The following is an 18,266-nucleotide window of genomic DNA, read 5'->3' as shown; positions in this document are numbered from 1 at the left end:
GATTCATCATGATCTTCGTTTTTTAGCCCTAATAACTTATTTCCTACCATAACAAAAAGAACCTTCAATCCAATTTCAACTGAAGGTTCTTTACTTTAATGTTATTTAAAAAAAATTAACTATAAGCTAGCTCTTTTTCGTTTAATCCAAGCGTATTTGAAGTTGAAGCCTGAATTTCTTGTAAAAGTTCTGGATGTTCTTCTAGTGATAAACCAAATGAAGGGATCATTTCTCTAATTTTTGGAACCCACTCCATCATATGTTGAGGGAAGCATTTCTCTAAAACTTCAAGCATTACGTGAACAGCTGTCGAAGCACCTGGAGATGCTCCAAGTAATGCCGCAATCGAGCCATCAGCTGCACTTACTACTTCAGTACCGAATTGAAGCGTTCCTTTTCCAGCTGGCGTGTCTTTAATAACTTGTACACGTTGACCAGCAACTACGATATCCCAATCTTCGCTCTTAGCATTTGGAATAAATTCACGTAATTCTTCCATACGCTTTTCATTCGATAATAAGACTTGTTGGATTAAATATTTAGTTAATGACATCTCTTTTACGCCTGCTGCTAACATAGTCATAACGTTATTTGGTTTAACAGAACTAATCAAATCCATATTTGAACCTGTTTTTAAGAACTTTGGTGAAAACCCAGCAAACGGTCCAAATAATAACGACTTTTGGTTATCGATATATCTTGTATCAAGATGCGGAACAGACATTGGTGGTGCACCAACTTTGGCTTTTCCGTATACTTTTGCATGGTGCTGCTTGGCAACCTCTGGATTTTTACATACTAAGAATAGTCCACTTACAGGGAACCCACCAATATGTTTTGACTCAGGGATACCAGTTTTTTGCAGTAAAGGTAGACTAGCTCCTCCACTTCCAATAAAAACGAATTTAGCAATGTGGGAATCGATATTACCAGTGCTCATATTATACACTTTTACTTCCCACTCGCCATCACTAGTGCGTTTAATGTCTTCAACACTATGTCTATAGTTTATCTCTACATTTTTACTCTCTAAGTGCTCAAACATCATACGCGTTAAAGCGCCAAAGTTTACGTCTGTTCCTGAGTCTATTTTTGTTGCCGCTATTGGTTCATTAGATGTGCGTCCTTCCATGATTAGCGGGATCCATTCTTTCAACTTTTTAGCGTCTTCTGAATATTCCATCCCTTTAAATAGAGGATTTTTAGAAAGCGCTTCAAATCGTTTGTTCAAAAATTCCACGTTTTCTTTACCTTGCACTAAACTCATATGAGGAATTGGCATGATAAAGTCTTGTGGATTACCAATTAAGTTGTTGTTTACAAGATATGACCAAAATTGTCTTGAAAGTTGAAACTGTTCATTAATTTTTATTGCTTTGCTAATATCAATTGATCCATCAGCTTTTTCTGATGTATAGTTAAGCTCACATAATGCAGCATGTCCCGTACCTGCATTATTCCACTCATTAGAGCTTTCTTCTCCTGCTTTTTCTAATTTCTCAAATACTTTAATTTCCATTTCCGGTGCTAATTCTTTTAGTAATGATCCCAAAGTCGCACTCATGACTCCGGCACCAATTAAGATAATGTCTGTTCTAGTTTGTCTGTTGCTCATAATAACCTTCCTTTTCCCCTTTTTTTGCAAAAAGTAGGTTTTCCTGCTTAGGTGTCACAAAAAGCAAGGCACCACCTAGGAACATACCTTTTCTGTCTCAATTATATCTTATTAATAGTATAACACATTTAAACTACATTTTAATAATAGTATATCACTATTTAATTATATCCAATTAATAGTATATTTCTATTATTAACTGCCCTAAAAAAATTTTTTTCTTTATCTGATAATTATAAACTATTTAAACAATGTACAAAAGTTAAAAATCTATCATTAAGGTCCTTATTTTAGAAAAACAAATTCTGACCCACTATAATTTAATGTACCCTACCTTTATATAGTAAGCTCTTATTTTAAGTTTGTCTCGTATACAATATAAAATAACTGAAGGAAAGATTTGCTTATTATTTTAAAATTATTTAATTGAACCAAATTTTAGTCTAAAATTACTCCGCCTTGAATGATTTATTCACAAAAAAAGAGACTGTCGAGAAGGTCCCGACAGCCTAGTGCGACTCAAAATGAGCCCATTAATTCCTCATTTGAAAAAATATATTTTCTACTATATAGCATCACTTATTTTTCATAAATGTTGCTATTACTTCCCACTGCTTCCTTTATGTTTGAACGTTACACTAATTGTATGATTCTTTGTTATATTCGTAAACGTGTACGTATTATTTGTTAACTTTGTTTCTACTCCGTCTACTTTAAACGATTCAACCTCATAACTACCCTTATCAGGTGTAATTTTAAATGTTTGATTTGCTCCTTCATCTACTGAAAGTACACCACTCGGACTAATCGTTCCATTGCCTTCAGCTGATGCTACGATTGTGTAAACGATTTTCTTGAACGTTACGTTAATCGTGTGGTCTTTTGTTACGTTTGTAAATACGTAAGAGTTGTTTGTAAGATTTGCATTCACACCATCAACAGTAAATGTAGCAACCTCATAGCCTTTATTCGGTGTAATCGTAAACGTTTGATTTTTTCCATGGTTTACAGATACATTGCCGCTCGGACTAATCGTACCATTGCTTCCAGCTGCTGCTGTGATTGTGTGTACGATTTGTTTAAACGTTACATTAATCGTATGATCTTTTGTTACATTCGTAAACGTGTACGTATTGTTTGTTAATTGTGCATCTACACCGTCTACTTTAAATGTTGCAACCTCAAAACCGTCATAAGGTGTGACTGTAAACGTTTGGTTTGTTCCGTAATTTGTAGCAATTCTACCGTTTGGACTAATCATTCCGTTAGTTCCAGCTGTTGCCGTAATGATATGAACGATTTGTTTAAATGTCACATCAATTGAATGATTCTTCGTTACGTTTGTAAATGTGTACTCTCCGTTTGTTACTGTTACTTCTTGTCCGTCGACCTTAACGCTTCCAATCTCAAAACCCGTATTCGGTGTGATTTTGTACGTTTGATTAGATCCATGTTTCAACGAAATTACTCCGTCCGGATCAATTTTACCATTGCTGTCCGCTTTTGCCGTAATCATATGTGACAAATCATCACTTATGATAACTGTAAATGAAGTGTCAATATAACCAGGCGCAGTCACTGTAAAGTTATATTCACCTAGATCCTTAAATAAAGATCGATCAACAAATGTCAGTTCCTTAGCTGTTAGAGCGTACTTGCTAGAATCAACTACTTTACCATTTAGTGAAACAACTGGTGAAGCTGCAAGCCAATCTGAATCTTGATTGTAACTAACTGTGATTGGTGTATCTTCTTGAATATAAGCAATTTTTGAACTAAACACTGGCGAATTGCTCTTAACTACTTGAGTTACCTTAGTCTCTGGATAGTTATACGCGGTAAAATTAATTTCTTTATTACCCGTAGTTGTAAATGCTGTTCCAGGTAGTGTAATGGTGATATTGCTTGCGTCTGATGAGATTGTCGTATCAGTTTTAACCGATACTCCATCTACTGTCACATCACCTGTAACTATTTTTAATGCATTTGCCCATCTCATATTTTCAGTATTGTTAGGTACTGTAATGATGACTGGCTTATTAACACCACTTGGAGTCAAGTTAGGTGTTGGTACTTTTCTTTGAGCAAATGGTTGAGCAATTGTAATTGGCGTAAAGTAAGGTGATACGAACTTAACGTTCTTATTACCTGCAGCCGTATTAGATTGCGTTACAGTGCCATCAATCGTTACTGCTCCTGTGCCATTTGTTACAGACGTTTTTACATAAGGTTTTACCGATGTAACGGATGACATTTGAATTGTAACATCACCATTGTCAATCGTTTGATCAGATGTTGGTGCAAGTAAAATTGAACTTCTCCATAATGGATTATCATCACCGCTGATCGTGTAAGTAATAGTGTCTCCAAACTGTGGTGTTCCTGTAGGTGCTGAAAGCGTCAGTACAGGTGCAGTTTGAGGAGTAACCGTTACATTCGAACTAACATCAGCGTAACCTGGAGCTGATACAACTAAGCTTCTAGAAACTGCAGCTCCACCGTTTGTTCTTACTAGGTCATATGGAATTGTTAATGTTCCTGCTGTTTCATCAATTACAACTCTAGTTTTGATCGAATTTCCATTAAATTTAATCGTACCACTAGACTTCACTGCAGATACCCAATCAGATGCAGTAGTACCTGGATTAAATGACATTACTAAGTCTTTTCCTGCATAAATCGTGCCTGCTGGATTTGTAAGTGTTACTCCTTGTTTGTAGAAAGGTTGATCAATAGACGCAGTTTGGTAATTTGATGCGATTATATTGATTTTTATACTTCCTGGAGCAGTGATTAGCGCTTCATCAATCTTAATTAGTGTTCCTGGAGCACCTACTATGATTTTATTAGCTTCAAAATCCGCTCTATTAATTGTAGTACCGCCAATTTGAACAGCCGTAATGGCATCTCTCCACGCTTGTGTATCGTTTGTAGCTCCAACTCCAATTGAAATTGGGTTTGAATTGCTATCATTAAAATAACGATTTGCTTCGGCCGTCAATGTTGGAGACGCGAACGCATTAATTCTTTGTGTGAATGAATACGTATCGTAATTATCCGCTGCGATTGTAATCCTCCAATCTGCTCCACTCAATGATGGTGTTGAGAAAACACCTGCCGGGATTGTAAAGTTAAATGTTGTTGCGTTTGCTGGCGTCAATTGGTTAAAGAGTCCTGCCAATTCAGCTCCTGTATAGTTTTTAACAACATTATTATTTGGGTCTGTTACTGTTATTGAATTAATATTTGGCTGCCAAATATCACGATAGTGCGCAGCTGTTGAGCCTGTAGTATCAGATCGAGTGTAAGTCAGCGCTTTTCCAATTGTTGCAACGTTATTTGGTGATAAAAGTGAAAAGCTAGTTCCTCCACCATTTTGCATTTTAAATTTTAAAGAGCGGTCCATATAGCCTGGCGCCTTGAACACAATTGTGTGGACTCCTGCTTTTTTGAACAGTGATGGATCAAATTCATATTGCCCTTTGTTAGAAACAACTTTTTCAATGATCGAATTCGTAGTAGATCCATTATACATATTCGTAGCTGCCTTACGATCAATGCCATCAATTAAAATTTGCCCGCCAACACCATCTAATGCAGCTCTCCAAGCTGTATCTTCAATTTGTGTAAGTGTGGTAGCTCCAGTTGTAAGGTCTGGTGTCTTATAGCCAACAGAAAATAATTGAAACGGATTGACTTTTCCATAATATACAAAGGCGGTGCTATCACTTGTTTTAATATATGGCACTGGTTTTACAACAGTGTTAAAAGCAGTAAGATCTGAACCACTTGGTAAAGTGCCAAATCCAGTGATCGTTATTGTTTTACTTGTCGTTAAAACGATTTTTCCTTCTAAAGTTGATGCATTAGGTGCAGTTGTATTGTATTTTCCAAAGTTTTTGATGATGTATTCAAAATCATTATAATCAATCGTACCATCGAAATTAAAATCAGCATTCCTTGTGTACGTTGATGATGCGTCAACAAAGCTATTGTAAGCTGCACTTTCCGCCTCAATATCTTTCATATCAATCACATCGTCACCATTCACGTCACCTGCAAGCATAATCGCATTCGGAACAGAATAGATTCCTCCTGCTGCATAATTATATTGTCCTGCATTGTTCACGGCTAATGTTCCATAGTACGTTAAATGCCCTGGCATCTTCATTGTAAAATTGTATGGTTTAGTTCCTGCTTGCATAGGAAGGTCTGAACTAAATAAACCACTCTGAACGATACCCGAATTTGCACTTGATGCGCCGGCAGTAGTATCCTGAGCTATAGGCAATTTAGACGTAATACCACCCGCATTAGGGTCTTCAAACTTAACCTCAACACCTGAACCATCGGATGTTATCGGTGTTGACCTTCCATACACACCTCCCGTTGGATAGTTTTGGAATCCTTCTGGTCTAATACTTCCACTAATATAAGCTGAGCCTTTAATGTAAAGTTTTTTATCTAGGAATGTAGGAACTCGATCCATCCCATTTTTCACACCGTCATACGTTGTGATTTCCGGGATATTCGCAGATCCTTGAAGCCATAATGTATCTAATCCAGCATCATTTGTCACTTGGTATTTAATATCAAGAAGAGGCATTTCTTGGGCAACACCGCCGCTTAATGTGTCAGCTGTATTTAATACACCTTGAGCTTGTACATCTTTCGGAAGATTGAAATTGAATATAAAATCTCCATTTACATCCTTATCTTGATGAATCCAAGATTTATCAGCTGTAATTCCTTTTGATGCTAAAAATGCTTTGTATTCTGGACTAAAATCAATATCCTGAATATCAGCAAAATAAAGGCTATCAATATAAAACTTTGCTCCTACAAGTTTTTTCGGATACTTAATAGATAATGTTGATTTAAAATTATCTCCTTTAGAGACTAATGTTTTATCAACAAGGAAGTCAGGATCTACTCCATTTAATGTAGTCGATCCAGGCGAATCAAGTCGCGCAAATCGATTCACTACATACTCATTACCTTTTTTTACAAAATAATAAAATTGTCCTTGCGTTTCAAGATTACCTGCAAATGAATAATCTTCAGGATAAATTCTGAACTGTACCCCGTAATTTTCTTTCAGAGGGTCAGCATCAGTATTCACAAGGTCTTCTTTACTAATACCAAATTTAAATTTTCCGTCATCACTGAGGTTAAGGAAGTAGTTGACGTACGGTGCTGAGTTTGAATCACCTAGCATTCCGTCAATTCTACCTAAAGATTGACTTACATTTGTATCAGTATCATAGTTCGGCGGTGCAGGAACTTGCGTTTCATGCCCAACGTTTTTCATATAATCAACATTTGAATCGTAAGCTTTTCCTGAGAACCACTTTAGCGCTCCATCAGTCATAGGACCATTTGGATCAATCTCATAAATACCTGGTTTACTTCCTTCATCCATTTGCACTGTAGGTGGAGTGTTATCAACATAAACCGTGCTATTTTTTTCATATAACTGACCACTAGAAGCATCTAAAGCACGAGCTTGGATTGTATAGCCGCCTTCTCCAGCCTGCTTTTGTGTTGGCAATTGTTGTGTCAGTTTCACAGCTAAATTAGGGTCATCCTTCGAAATAGGATCTCTATAAGGATAATAACTTCCATTCGTTAAAAATGGAACATATGTTAAATTACCGAGAGTAAAAGCAGAAATATTCAATGCACCAATAAATCCTATATATTTACTTCCAGTTACATCCATAACATAAAGCTTAAAGCCAAATGAAGGGTCAAGTGGACTTTTCAATCGAACCTCTGCCCAAGATTGAGGAGTAACAGCGAAAGTATTCGGATTAAAGTTTTTATCGCCACTTAGGGTAATAGCTTTTCTTTGGACCCTGAAATCTAGTCCTCTACTTTGAACGTTAATAGCAAGAGGCATACGGTAAGTTTCATCAGGATTAGCTGGATTAACAAAGTTAATATATGCCTCGTAATATCCACTTTCAGCTGAAGCAGGAGCAGTGAATTTTACTGTTAGGTGAATTGTTCCTCCTGCTGGAACTGTAATTGACTTTAATTCAGTCTCAGGCGATGTGGCATTACTTATGCTAATTTTAGCACCCTGTTCCTTCCCATCTTGTCCATTTATCATGAACGCATCCTTAAAGAAAGCGCTCGATCCATTGAAGGTCTTGTCAGCATTCCCGTTATTAGTAATATACAAGTCGCCTGTTTTCGTAACAGAACCATCTACTGAACGCGATGTATAGCCAAACGAAAATGAACCTGTTGTATTTGCTATGTTAATAATATTTGAACTTGATGAATCATCAGTTGATGATCGTGATTGAATAAAATCCTTTACTTTAAATTGCATATCAGAATGGACTGCTTGATATGGATCGGCTTTACCCGAGCCGATTTGGAATAAACTTTTTTGTGAGTCGATCGCATCAGCAGTTTGCATCAATGCTACTTTGACATCCTCGGGCTTATAGTTTGGATGAGCTGACAAAATCAATGCTGCCATACCAGCAACATGAGGAGTAGCCATTGATGTACCAGACATTGATTGGTAAGTATACGAATAATCTTTGTTATCTGGTTCCCATATATCATAAGGAGCTGTTGAGAAAATATCTACACCTGGCGCAACAACATCAGGTTTAATTGCTAATGAACCGGTAACAGGACCGGTAGAACTAAAACTAGCAAGAGAATTCCCTGGCATTGTGTAATTGCCAGCGTTCGATACTGAAATTTTCTTGATCGTACCGGCCTTAAAAGCATTATAGAATTTTGTTCCATCATTCTTGCCTATTTGCAAAGTGTAAACCGTACTACCTTTAGAACCAAAATAAAATGGATAATACCCCTGCTCATCAAATAGAAGATCAGGATTGTCTGATGGATTCCATAAAATCATAGCCTTAGCATGTTCATTAGCCGCGTACGCCATTAGTTGGTCCATAGACGCAGCACCACGCTTGACAAGAACAACCTTATCTTTCACATCAATATTTTTATTACGTAGAGAATCGTACCAAGCAGGTGTGCCATATCCAGCATCTACAATATCATACTGAGTCGATCCACTAATCTTTGAATTCGATTCCGTGAAATCCTTTCCGATTAAACGAGTATTTGTAATCGCAAATGAGTCTTCCCCTGATGCCCCATATGAATGGATGTCAAACGTTGGAACTTGGGTAGGTGTGGCAATTGCGCCGACAGTTATTGCTTTTGCTGCAGCCCCCGGAGTTCCCACTGTTCCAGCCCCCGGACCAGAATTACCAGCAGCAATAACCGCAGTTACACCAAGGTCAGAAATATTGTTAATTGCAACAGCATTTGAAGACAATGAATCATTATAATTCGCACCAAGTGATAAGTTAATTACTTTACACCCATCCTTATAGGATTGCTCAATCCCTGCCATAACTGCCTCATCTGTTCCACCATGAGGACCTAGTACACGGTAAGCATATAACTGAACTTCAGGAGCAACTCCTCTAACTGCATAAGGAGAACTACTTCTTGATTGACCTGCAATTGTTCCAGCTACGTGTGTTCCATGAGATGTAATATAATTATGGTAATCCGTTGGGAAGTTTGGATCTTGTTGATTAGATGGAAGTGAGTCATTAGCATTCTTTGCAGCTAACCAATCAGAATAGACTGTTTCCATCGGGTCATTATCATTGTCTACAAAATCCTTACCGCCTTGATATTCTCCAGCAAGATCCGGGTGATTATAGTCAAGACCTGTGTCAATAACGCCGACTTTTACGCCTTTTCCTGTGATGTTTTCATTTTGTAGATCGTGTATTTTCAACCAATCCAGAACTGCTGTTTCACCAGATTGTGGACCTTCTGGACCTGGAGGTGGGACAGTCCCAGACTGCGTATTAACTGTTTTCTCTGATACGGAAGAGCTAACTGAAGTACTACTTGCTGCTTGTACGTTAGAGCGATTTGAACGAATAGTAGTTAATAAATTTGGATTTGTTTTTTGATCGGAAACCTTTCCATCTCCTGTTACGCTCGCCGAAATATCGGTTGACTGAGAAGCTGGAATTGGAGCATATTTAACATTTTGATACACACTCTTTACGTAAGGTAATGCCAATAGATCATTGAGTGAACTTTTAGGAATTTTGACAGCTATCCCGTTAAATACTTGAGAATACTCTCTTCCTAAATGAATAGAGCTAGAGGATTCGCCTGTAGCTTTCAATTTTTTAGATTCATTGCTAACGAAGCTCTTAAAGTCATTGTGTGTTTGATTTACTTCTGCTTGGGCACTTTCTAACGTAACAGCAGGTGTGCTTTCTTGATTAACAGAAAGTTTTCCAGAAGATGCATTCTTCTGTTGATTTTTCATTTGAATTGGAGCTGGATCAACATTAAATTGAATAATTAAATCTAGTTGATCTGAAGAATTTAATAGCTTCGGATCAAATTGAAGCTTCTCTAAATATAAATTTTGCAATTGTTGTGCTTGAGTCAAGTCAAGTTTGCTATTACTGTCTAACTGAACAGTTTGGCTATTACTTGCAGATGTTCCACCTGTCATGGCAAAAGCCTGAGCTGTGTAGCCTAGCAGTGTTGAAGATGCAAGAAACGTTGACATGACCATCTTTTTCATTTTACGATGGCTCATACCTTCTCATTCCCCTTCTTTAATTTAATATAGAGCAAAAGCCCTATTCCCCCCTTTAATGACAGAATTTTAATATTTTTGAAAATTTTACGACAATTAAGTCGCCATTCTTCATTATATGTTGGGTTATAGGGACAGTAAATTGGGGAATTTTAGCGTAAAATGCAGGAAAAAAATTGTCATATTTTGTTAAAATTTTGGAGTGTTATTCATTTTCTCATTGTTTTATATGATTATTTTGAAGGAATGGATTTGGGGGAATTGCAACTTGTTACACCAAATTTTTTGATAATTTCAATTTCTTGGGATAAATTAGTAATTTTTAATCTACATACTCAAGTAAATAACATAAAGAAAGACCTCTCAATTTTTTTGAGAGATCTTTCTTTATGTTATTTATAGAATCAACTGATTGATTAAGAGCCCTATTTTTTAACCTCTTTCACAAATTTCCATGTTTGTCCTTTATCGTTTGATTGATAAAGTTCGCTACTATTTCCGTTATAATCCCCATCTGTACCTTGACCAACCAACATACTTAAAACTCCGCCCATCATAAATGGCATACTTGGTGTATCAAAGGGTTTTATAGTCTGTTCATTATTCAACTTTACTCCATGAGATGTAAAGTTTATTTTTTTGTATGTTTTGCCCCCGTCTTCTGAGCGGTATAAAGCTCCTTCATTACCGGAAGGATTAACTGCTTCTAAAAATCCGAGTTTGTCATCCAAAAAGACGATGCCCGAAGCACCTCCAACTGTTCCACTGTATGGATCATTATTTATGACCGTCCATGTATTTCCACCATCAGTGGTTTTGCTTAATGAATAAAATGTGCTTCCTAATGCTTTATCTGCAACATTTAATTTATAACCAACTTCTTTAGATAGAAAAAACTGTTCATTTGTATTAGTTTGCTCGTTTTTCTTCTCATCTGAAGTAGCTTGATTTGGGGTAGTAGGTGGTTTACTCCAATTTGGATTACCTATTAAATTATATCTAGCAGGTGTAATCTCTTTTTCCATCCTGGGGACAAACAAGGATACTGTATAGCCAATTATTTCAGTACTTGCTGTTTCCGGACTATATTCTCTTCCATCCTTATCGATATTAATGATTCCATTTGTATTGTAGCCCCAACTTCTTTTACCGTAATAAATCAATCCATACTGATTTTCATTCCATTTGCTAACTGCTTTTTTAATTGGAATCACATTAGTAGTTTCAATTAAAGGGTCTAACAGATTGTCATCATTATAATTAGGAGCGGCATACCCGTGTAAATATACGGTAATATTTTCTGACTTGTTTTTATCATAAGTTATTAGAAAGCTTTCTTCTTTCCCATCGTCATTCTTTCCATAAACAAATGTATCAAAGGATGTAATTAATCCATTTGAATTAAATTTAAGGGAAAAATTATTTTTCATATATAGTTTCTTGGGTAATGTATGCTTATTACTTATATCTTCAAAAATGCCCTCTACACCATATTGATAGATATTGTTATGCTCAAATTTAATCGATCTTTGATTTTTTAACCGTTCTATATACCACGCAAGTTTACCGCCAAATTTTGTCGCACTTTTATATATATTTGCTCCGTAAAATAATGTAATTGCAACAAACAAGACAATAGAAATCAATTTCCATGCTTTTAAGTCTGTAAGTTTATTTGGTTTACGCTCGTTGCATTTTATAACCTTTATTATGGTAAATAAAATGACCAATATTAATGAGGCTAAACTTACTAATAAAATAGGTAGATTTTTATCGATCCTTCCATAACTGCATATTGAAGCTAACTTTAGTGCAAAAACCCAGTACCCAATTAAGAAAATCGGATTTGTTAATAGTGATTTAAGAATTCTTTTTACATTTCCCCTCAATATGTAGTTCCCCCTTTATTGAATTTAGTCGTTCTATTCATCTAGTCTAAGTATACTTTGTTTTCCTAAATTTCTGCATGACTCGTGATTTACAGTTTTGTCTCATTAATTAAAAAAGCACTCCCATTTGAACAGGAGTGCTAGGTCTGAATTATTATAGATTAAGAAATTAAACTATTATGTTTAGGTATTCGAATCATCGCCTTAAATAAATCACCGTCAACTTGAATTGAAAACTGTCCTTTTTGAATTTCAATCAAACTTTTCGCTATCGAAAGACCTAACCCGCTACCTTGGCTATTTCTCGATTCATCGCCTCTTTTGAATCGTTCCATTAGTTCATCAGCCGAAATATTTAATTCATAAGCTGAAATGTTTTTGAAAGTAAGCAGTATATCATTCCCCATATCTTCTATATCAATATATACTCTTGATCCTCTAAGTGCATATTTAAAAATGTTAGATAGTAGATTCTCTACAGATCTCCATAATAGTTTTCCATCTGCTGTAACAAAGAGTTTATCTTTTGGATGGTTTATTTTAAATGTTAAATCTAAAGCCTCAACTTTTGAATTAACTTCACCTAATCCCTGGGTTAATAACGATAAAATATCTATACGCTCAAGATGAATAGGAATCGTTCCACTAGAGGCTTTTGCTGCTTCAAATAAATCATCGGTTAATAGCTTTAATCTTTGCGATTTTTGATCCAAAACTTCTACATATTTTTGTAATTTAATAGGGTCCTTTTCCTTTTTTAATAAATCAACATACGTAATGATCGAAGTCAGTGGTGTTCTAATATCATGTGATACATTAGTGATAAGCTCAGTTTTCATCCTCTCACTCTTTAGTTCACGATCAACAGCTGTTTTCAGACCATCTGTAATGGTATTTATATTATTAGAAAGACTTGCAAACTCACCTTTCCCATCTATCTCTATACGGTGATGGAAATCGCCTGCTTTTATTTGCTCGACCCCTTCTTTAATCGCATTGAATTTTTTAACTTGTTTATATGCAAACCATGCAGCAAAGCCTATCGTGATTGGGAATATATAAAACGTCAATGCAATTAATACTGGGTAACCAACTACGAGTAATACAGTTTTTACGCCAATATTGCCGCTCTTATATACATTTTTAATAAATGTACAAAACTTACTGAATAAAAGATAGATTAAAGTATGTTTTATCAGTGTTCCACTTTTAATATTTTTTATTAATGATAGAATCAGCACTAGCGCTACAATTAAAAATGGTATTGTAAGGAAGAAAACTACCTTATTAATGACTTCAATTGTCAGCATATCTACTAATGCTACCCAAGAGGAAATTAGAGCTATTAACAGTACTAAGTTAATATCATTAAATAATTTATCAATGGCATTTAAATGTAATTCTTGATCACTAAATGATTTTCGACCAATAATGAATGCTAAGTACGCAAAAGATAGTAAAAACCCAACTGAACAACTTATGAAAAGAATGAATGCCTTCGTTGCAATTGACTTATTTTCTTTCCATTCTTTTACTTTTTGATCCAAAGCATCTTGCTTGAACGCTATAGAAACTTCCATATTCTTTGCATTCAACGGATCTAAATCTTCAGTAATCCAATTAAAACGCTTATTCTTTTCAATTGTTGCTGGATAAATTTCTCTTTTATAATCTTTGTATATTACATAGGAAGGATTTCCTTTAAATTGGCCTTTTAAAGTATTATTCGTAAATTCATTAACACCATCATTGGCATAATATAATAGATCTTTATTACCAGCTACTACTTGAATTAACCCTTGATATCTTTTTAGATCATCCGTTAGCATCTGATTCTTTGCCTGATTAATTTCTTTTGCATAAGCCTCTTTAAAATTTTTAAAGTTTTCTTCTTCACTTAAGCTTGGATTATATATTTTCGACCGAGCCTCAAAGTCAGGATATAAAGATTCTTCAATTGTTTTCAAATCCTCTGTGCTAATTGTCCCACCCTTTGAAATATTCTCTTCACTTTTATACTCACTTACTAATTGAGTCAGACTACTTAAAATAGGCTCAACTTCCAACATATAGGATTTACTAAGAAAGTAATTGTCTTCAAAGACTATTCCAAAATCATCATCAGTTAAAGCTTCCATATTTGCAATAGACTTAAGTAAACCTGAAAAAAATAAAACGACTATTGTAAAAACAATTACTTTTGTTGTTATCGAATGACTATATTTTCTCAACCTTATATCCAACTCCCCACACCACCTTCAAATATTTCGGTTCTTTAGGATTTATTTCGATCTTCTCTCTAATTTTTCGAATATGGACTGATACTGTATTTTCGGGATTAAAAGCCGTTTCGTTCCATACTCTTTCATAAATTTCTTCAATTGAAAATACCCTACCTGCATTTTCAGTTAAGAGCTTTACAATCTTATATTGAACTGGAGTAAGATGAACAACTTCCCCATCAACTGTAATGATTTTTCTTTCATCATCGACTACAAGCCCTCCACTACGATATAAACTGTTCTTCGTTTCAAGACTGCCTAAGCTTGTATATCTCCGCAGTTGTGATTTAACTCGTGTGATGAGCTCTAAAGGATTGAATGGCTTTGTTATGTAATCATCTGCTCCTAAATTTAGGCCTAAAATTTTATCAGAATCCTCGGATTTTGCAGACAGCATAATGACAGGTACACCATAATTTTCTCTAATCTTCATCGTAGTCCGAATTCCATCTAATTTAGGCATCATAATATCCATAATAATGAGATGGATCTCTTTGTTTTCGATGATCTCCAGGGCCTTTACTCCGTTATAGGCCTTAAACATGCTATATCCTTCATTTTCTAGATAAATACAAATTGCTTCAACAATAGACTGATCATCATCACATACTAATATGTTCATGTATCTCTCTCCTATTTACCTTTTTCAAAATTGTATCACCTCTTTATTTTTCATGTTAAGAGGATGATAACAGTAAAATCTTAATATCCATTCAATGTAAATCTTAAGATTTTCTTAGGATTATTAAAAAATACAGAATTGGTATTCTTTTATAATGCTGCCAGCTCGAAATTAGTAATAATATTGCTTTCAGTTTCTAAAGCGAGGGCTTGAATCAATTATTTAAAAATAGCCCTTTATTATCCTTAATAAAAGTTGGACATTTATTTACAAATAATTTAAAATGTTCTAAAAAAATAATAGTATGGTGGAATTAGGCAATGGAAAAAGTACATATTTAAGTCTTTTATAGTTTTTATGTGAATACAGAATAGTTGCCCCATCTGCCTTTGAGCCAAAATTGAATTCGCGGAAAATACTATTAGGAGGTGCTTAACGTTTTTATTGGTATTTTTATGTAAACAATCTAATCTAGATTAAGTAATAGTTTTTTTGCTCTAATAAACATGTTTTTTTATTTTTCTGTACAAATTATCCTATTAGCCCATTTTCTCTATAACCCAGGGTCCAAGGTACCACAAGAATCCTCAACCAGAACACCAGTCTTAGGACACCTACCATTTTATTTCCCCTAAACCTACACGACGAATGGATCAAGTTCATATTCTTGGGTTGTTTTAATTACTCTATCAGTATTTTTTCAAAACTTAGTAGGAGGTTTTTAGTTTATGTTAGAAAGTCGATCGTTACAAAAAACTATGTTAGCTAAAAAAATTAAGAAAAATTTAAAAAGAAGGACGGCCTACCTCGTTTGTTCTAGTTTAGTTTTTTTTAGTAGTGCTTTAGGAAACTTATTTACGAAACCTGCACAAGCTGCTGTTGGAACGCATGTCGTGATCAGCGAAGTTTATGGTGGCGGAGGTAATAGTGGTACTTCCTACAAAAATGATTATATTGAACTTTATAATCCTACAGATTTAAGTGTTAGTCTTTCTGGATGGTCTGTCCAATATGCTTCTTCCACTGGTACATTCAGCAGCATTACAAATTTGACAGGTAGTATTGGGGCACACCAGTATTATTTAATTAAAGAAGCAAGTGGTGGTCGCGGAACTGTTGATCTACCAGCTGCAGATGGTACAGGTACAATAAATTTAAGTGCAAGTAGCGGAAAAGTTGCACTAGCAAAAGTTACTACAGCGGTATCAGGTTCGACAAATTCTAATGTGGTGGATTTTGTTGGTTTCGGCTCTGCAAATGATTCAGAAACTACACCAGTAGGTACTCTTTCCGCTACGACAAGTGTAGAACGTAAGGACAACAATGGTGGAACTGCCCAAGGCCAAGGGAATGGTTGGGACACGAATAATAATGCTAATGACTTTGTTGTTACAAGCAGTTTAGTTCCTCAAAATTCGTCTTCAACAGCTGAACCTTCAACAGAAACACAGACAGGCACTGATAATGATCATATAGGACTGGGGAATCCAAGTGGTGCTACAAATAATATCTCTAACTCTAATAATTATTTGATGGTTAAACCTCAGTATGATTTATCTTATAACAATAGCAAACACGAGCCTAACTGGGTTAGCTGGCACATAGGTTCCTCTGATCTTGGAAGTGTGGCTCGTCAGGATGACTTCCGTGCTGATATTACATTGCCATCAGGGTGGTATCAAGTCACTGCTAGTGAATTTTCAGGAAGTGGATTTGATCGAGGTCACATGTGTCCATCCGCTGACCGTACATCTACTGTTGCTAATAATTCAGCAACTTTTCTAATGAGCAATATGATTCCTCAAGCTCCAAATAACAATGAAATTACTTGGGCAAATTTAGAGGAGTATAGTCGTTCACTTGTATCAGCTGGAAACGAATTATATGTAATATCTGGCGGCTATGGATCCGGGGGCACTGGGCCTAATGGATATAAAACTACTGTTGGGAATGGTGTTGTCGTACCAGCAAAAACATGGAAAGTAATTGTTGTACTACCTAATGGGAATAGTGATATAAGTCGTGTTGCTACTTCTACGAGGGTAATCGCAGTAGTGCTGCCAAATGATCAAACAACTTCTAGCCATCCTTGGAGCTACTATAGAGTAAGTGTAGATTCAATTGAGTCTATGACGGGTTATGACTTCCTATCCTCGGTGCCGGCTAACGTTCAAAGTGCCGTAGAAGCTAGCGTTGACAATGGTCCTACAAATTAAGTCTAGATAAGATAATAGTTTCTTCACTTATGATGGAAAATTAGACTAAATATATAGAAAAGGGAATGTGATCCAGAAAACTTTTGGTAGCACATTCCCTTTTCTATTTTAAAATAAACTATCTCTATTTATGATACGGCTCATTCCTATTAATTCTAAACGAACGATAGATTTGCTCGACTAAAACCAATTTCATTAATTGATGTGGAAAAGTCATTTTTGAAAATGACAATGTATCATCCGCTCTTTTCATCACCGCATCACTTAGACCTAATGACCCACCAATTACAAATGCTACTTTGCTGTTTCCATATGTGGCAAGTTGATCTATTTTTTTAGCTAGTGATTCAGACGTATGTTCCTTCCCCTTAATTGCTAATGCAATTACATAAGCGTCTTCTGCTATTTTACTTAAAATTCTTTCGCCTTCTTTTTCCTTTACGATTAGCATGTCTGCCTCGCTTAAATTCTCTGGTGCCTTTTCATCAGGGACTTCGATTATATCCATTTTGGCATAACTAGATAATCGTTTTATGTATTCATCGATCCCCATCTTTAAATACTTCTCTTTTAACTTTCCAACACTGATAATTGAGATATTCACACTATATCCTCACTTTACGAACAAGTTATACACAAAAGTTATCCACATACCCACAATTTCTATCCACATTTAGTGGGGGAATCTATGTTCGATACAATATATATGGCATCATTTTGACAATATTCACAGGTTGTGGATATATTATGCGTTTTTTCGACTTTATTCAACAGTGGTGTTTCACTGTACTTATCCACAAAATCGTCAAGAGCCCATTCTATATGCTCATCACAGCTTAAAATTATTTTTTCCACTTATACACAGCTCCTTTTTTTAGCACATAAAGAAAACTCGTCGATTGACGAGCCTTTTAGGCGAAGTCAGAGGCGTAGTTGCACTTATACCTAATTCCTAATTTGGCTACTATGTCGAGTACTACTCCCTACTGCCCAATTTATAATTTTTAACGTAAAAA

8 protein-coding genes are annotated in these 18,266 nt (G+C 35.5%); 1 reads left to right on the top strand and 7 read right to left on the bottom strand.

Annotation, left to right across the window (positions count from 1 at the left end):
• Nucleotides 1-115 precede the first annotated feature (115 nt).
• The 5 genes from V5E38_RS21425 to V5E38_RS21405 all read right to left on the bottom strand — a co-directional run bounded on the left by V5E38_RS21425 (nucleotide 116) and on the right by V5E38_RS21405 (nucleotide 15,034).
• Complete coding sequence (locus tag V5E38_RS21425) at nucleotides 116-1,618, bottom strand: malate:quinone oxidoreductase (protein ID WP_499213619.1); 1,503 nt, start codon at nucleotides 1,616-1,618, stop codon at nucleotides 116-118.
• Between the two features lie 598 nt (nucleotides 1,619-2,216).
• Complete coding sequence (locus V5E38_RS21420; RefSeq protein ID WP_499211367.1) at nucleotides 2,217-10,241, bottom strand: S8 family serine peptidase; 8,025 nt, start codon at nucleotides 10,239-10,241, stop codon at nucleotides 2,217-2,219.
• A gap of 425 nt (nucleotides 10,242-10,666) precedes the next feature.
• Nucleotides 10,667-12,133, bottom strand: coding sequence for a WD40/YVTN/BNR-like repeat-containing protein (locus tag V5E38_RS21415; RefSeq protein WP_499213618.1), 1,467 nt, complete (start codon nucleotides 12,131-12,133; stop codon nucleotides 10,667-10,669).
• Nucleotides 12,134-12,291: 158 nt separating this feature from the next.
• Complete coding sequence (locus tag V5E38_RS21410; RefSeq protein ID WP_499211366.1) at nucleotides 12,292-14,373, bottom strand: HAMP domain-containing sensor histidine kinase; 2,082 nt, start codon at nucleotides 14,371-14,373, stop codon at nucleotides 12,292-12,294.
• Nucleotides 14,348-15,034, bottom strand: coding sequence for a response regulator transcription factor (locus tag V5E38_RS21405; RefSeq protein WP_499211365.1), 687 nt, complete (start codon nucleotides 15,032-15,034; stop codon nucleotides 14,348-14,350). Before V5E38_RS21405 ends, V5E38_RS21410 begins: the two co-directional genes overlap by 26 nt.
• Nucleotides 15,035-15,762: 728 nt before the next feature.
• Here V5E38_RS21405 and V5E38_RS21400 point away from each other — a divergent pair.
• Complete coding sequence (locus V5E38_RS21400) at nucleotides 15,763-17,250, top strand: DNA/RNA non-specific endonuclease (protein ID WP_499211364.1); 1,488 nt, start codon at nucleotides 15,763-15,765, stop codon at nucleotides 17,248-17,250.
• A gap of 124 nt (nucleotides 17,251-17,374) precedes the next feature.
• On the opposite strand, the gene rlmH is transcribed toward V5E38_RS21400, so the two are convergent.
• Together rlmH and V5E38_RS21390 are read right to left on the bottom strand one after the other, a co-directional pair.
• Nucleotides 17,375-17,854 carry a 23S rRNA (pseudouridine(1915)-N(3))-methyltransferase RlmH gene (gene rlmH, locus V5E38_RS21395; RefSeq protein ID WP_097976445.1) on the bottom strand — a complete coding sequence of 160 codons (480 nt, stop codon included), beginning with the start codon at nucleotides 17,852-17,854 and terminating at the stop codon, nucleotides 17,375-17,377.
• A gap of 59 nt (nucleotides 17,855-17,913) precedes the next feature.
• Nucleotides 17,914-18,105, bottom strand: coding sequence for a CxxH/CxxC protein (locus V5E38_RS21390; RefSeq protein ID WP_387325021.1), 192 nt, complete (start codon nucleotides 18,103-18,105; stop codon nucleotides 17,914-17,916).
• Nucleotides 18,106-18,266: the final 161 nt, after the last annotated feature.

This window comes from Rossellomorea sp. GAMAL-10_SWC, assembly GCF_049568075.1.
Taxonomy (GTDB): Bacteria; Bacillota; Bacilli; order Bacillales; family Bacillaceae_G; genus Gottfriedia.
The sequence above is the reverse complement of the archived record's forward strand: the minus strand, read 5'-3'. Positions and strand labels throughout refer to the sequence as shown.

Excerpts from the sequence above, each read along its gene's own strand:
- V5E38_RS21420 (WP_499211367.1), bottom strand. The coding sequence starts at position 10,241 with ATGAGCCATCGTAAAATGAAAAAGATGGTCATGTCAACGTTTCTTGCA.
- V5E38_RS21405 (WP_499211365.1), bottom strand. The coding sequence starts at position 15,034 with ATGAACATATTAGTATGTGATGATGATCAGTCTATTGTTGAAGCAATT.
- V5E38_RS21400 (WP_499211364.1), top strand. The coding sequence starts at position 15,763 with ATGTTAGAAAGTCGATCGTTACAAAAAACTATGTTAGCTAAAAAAATT.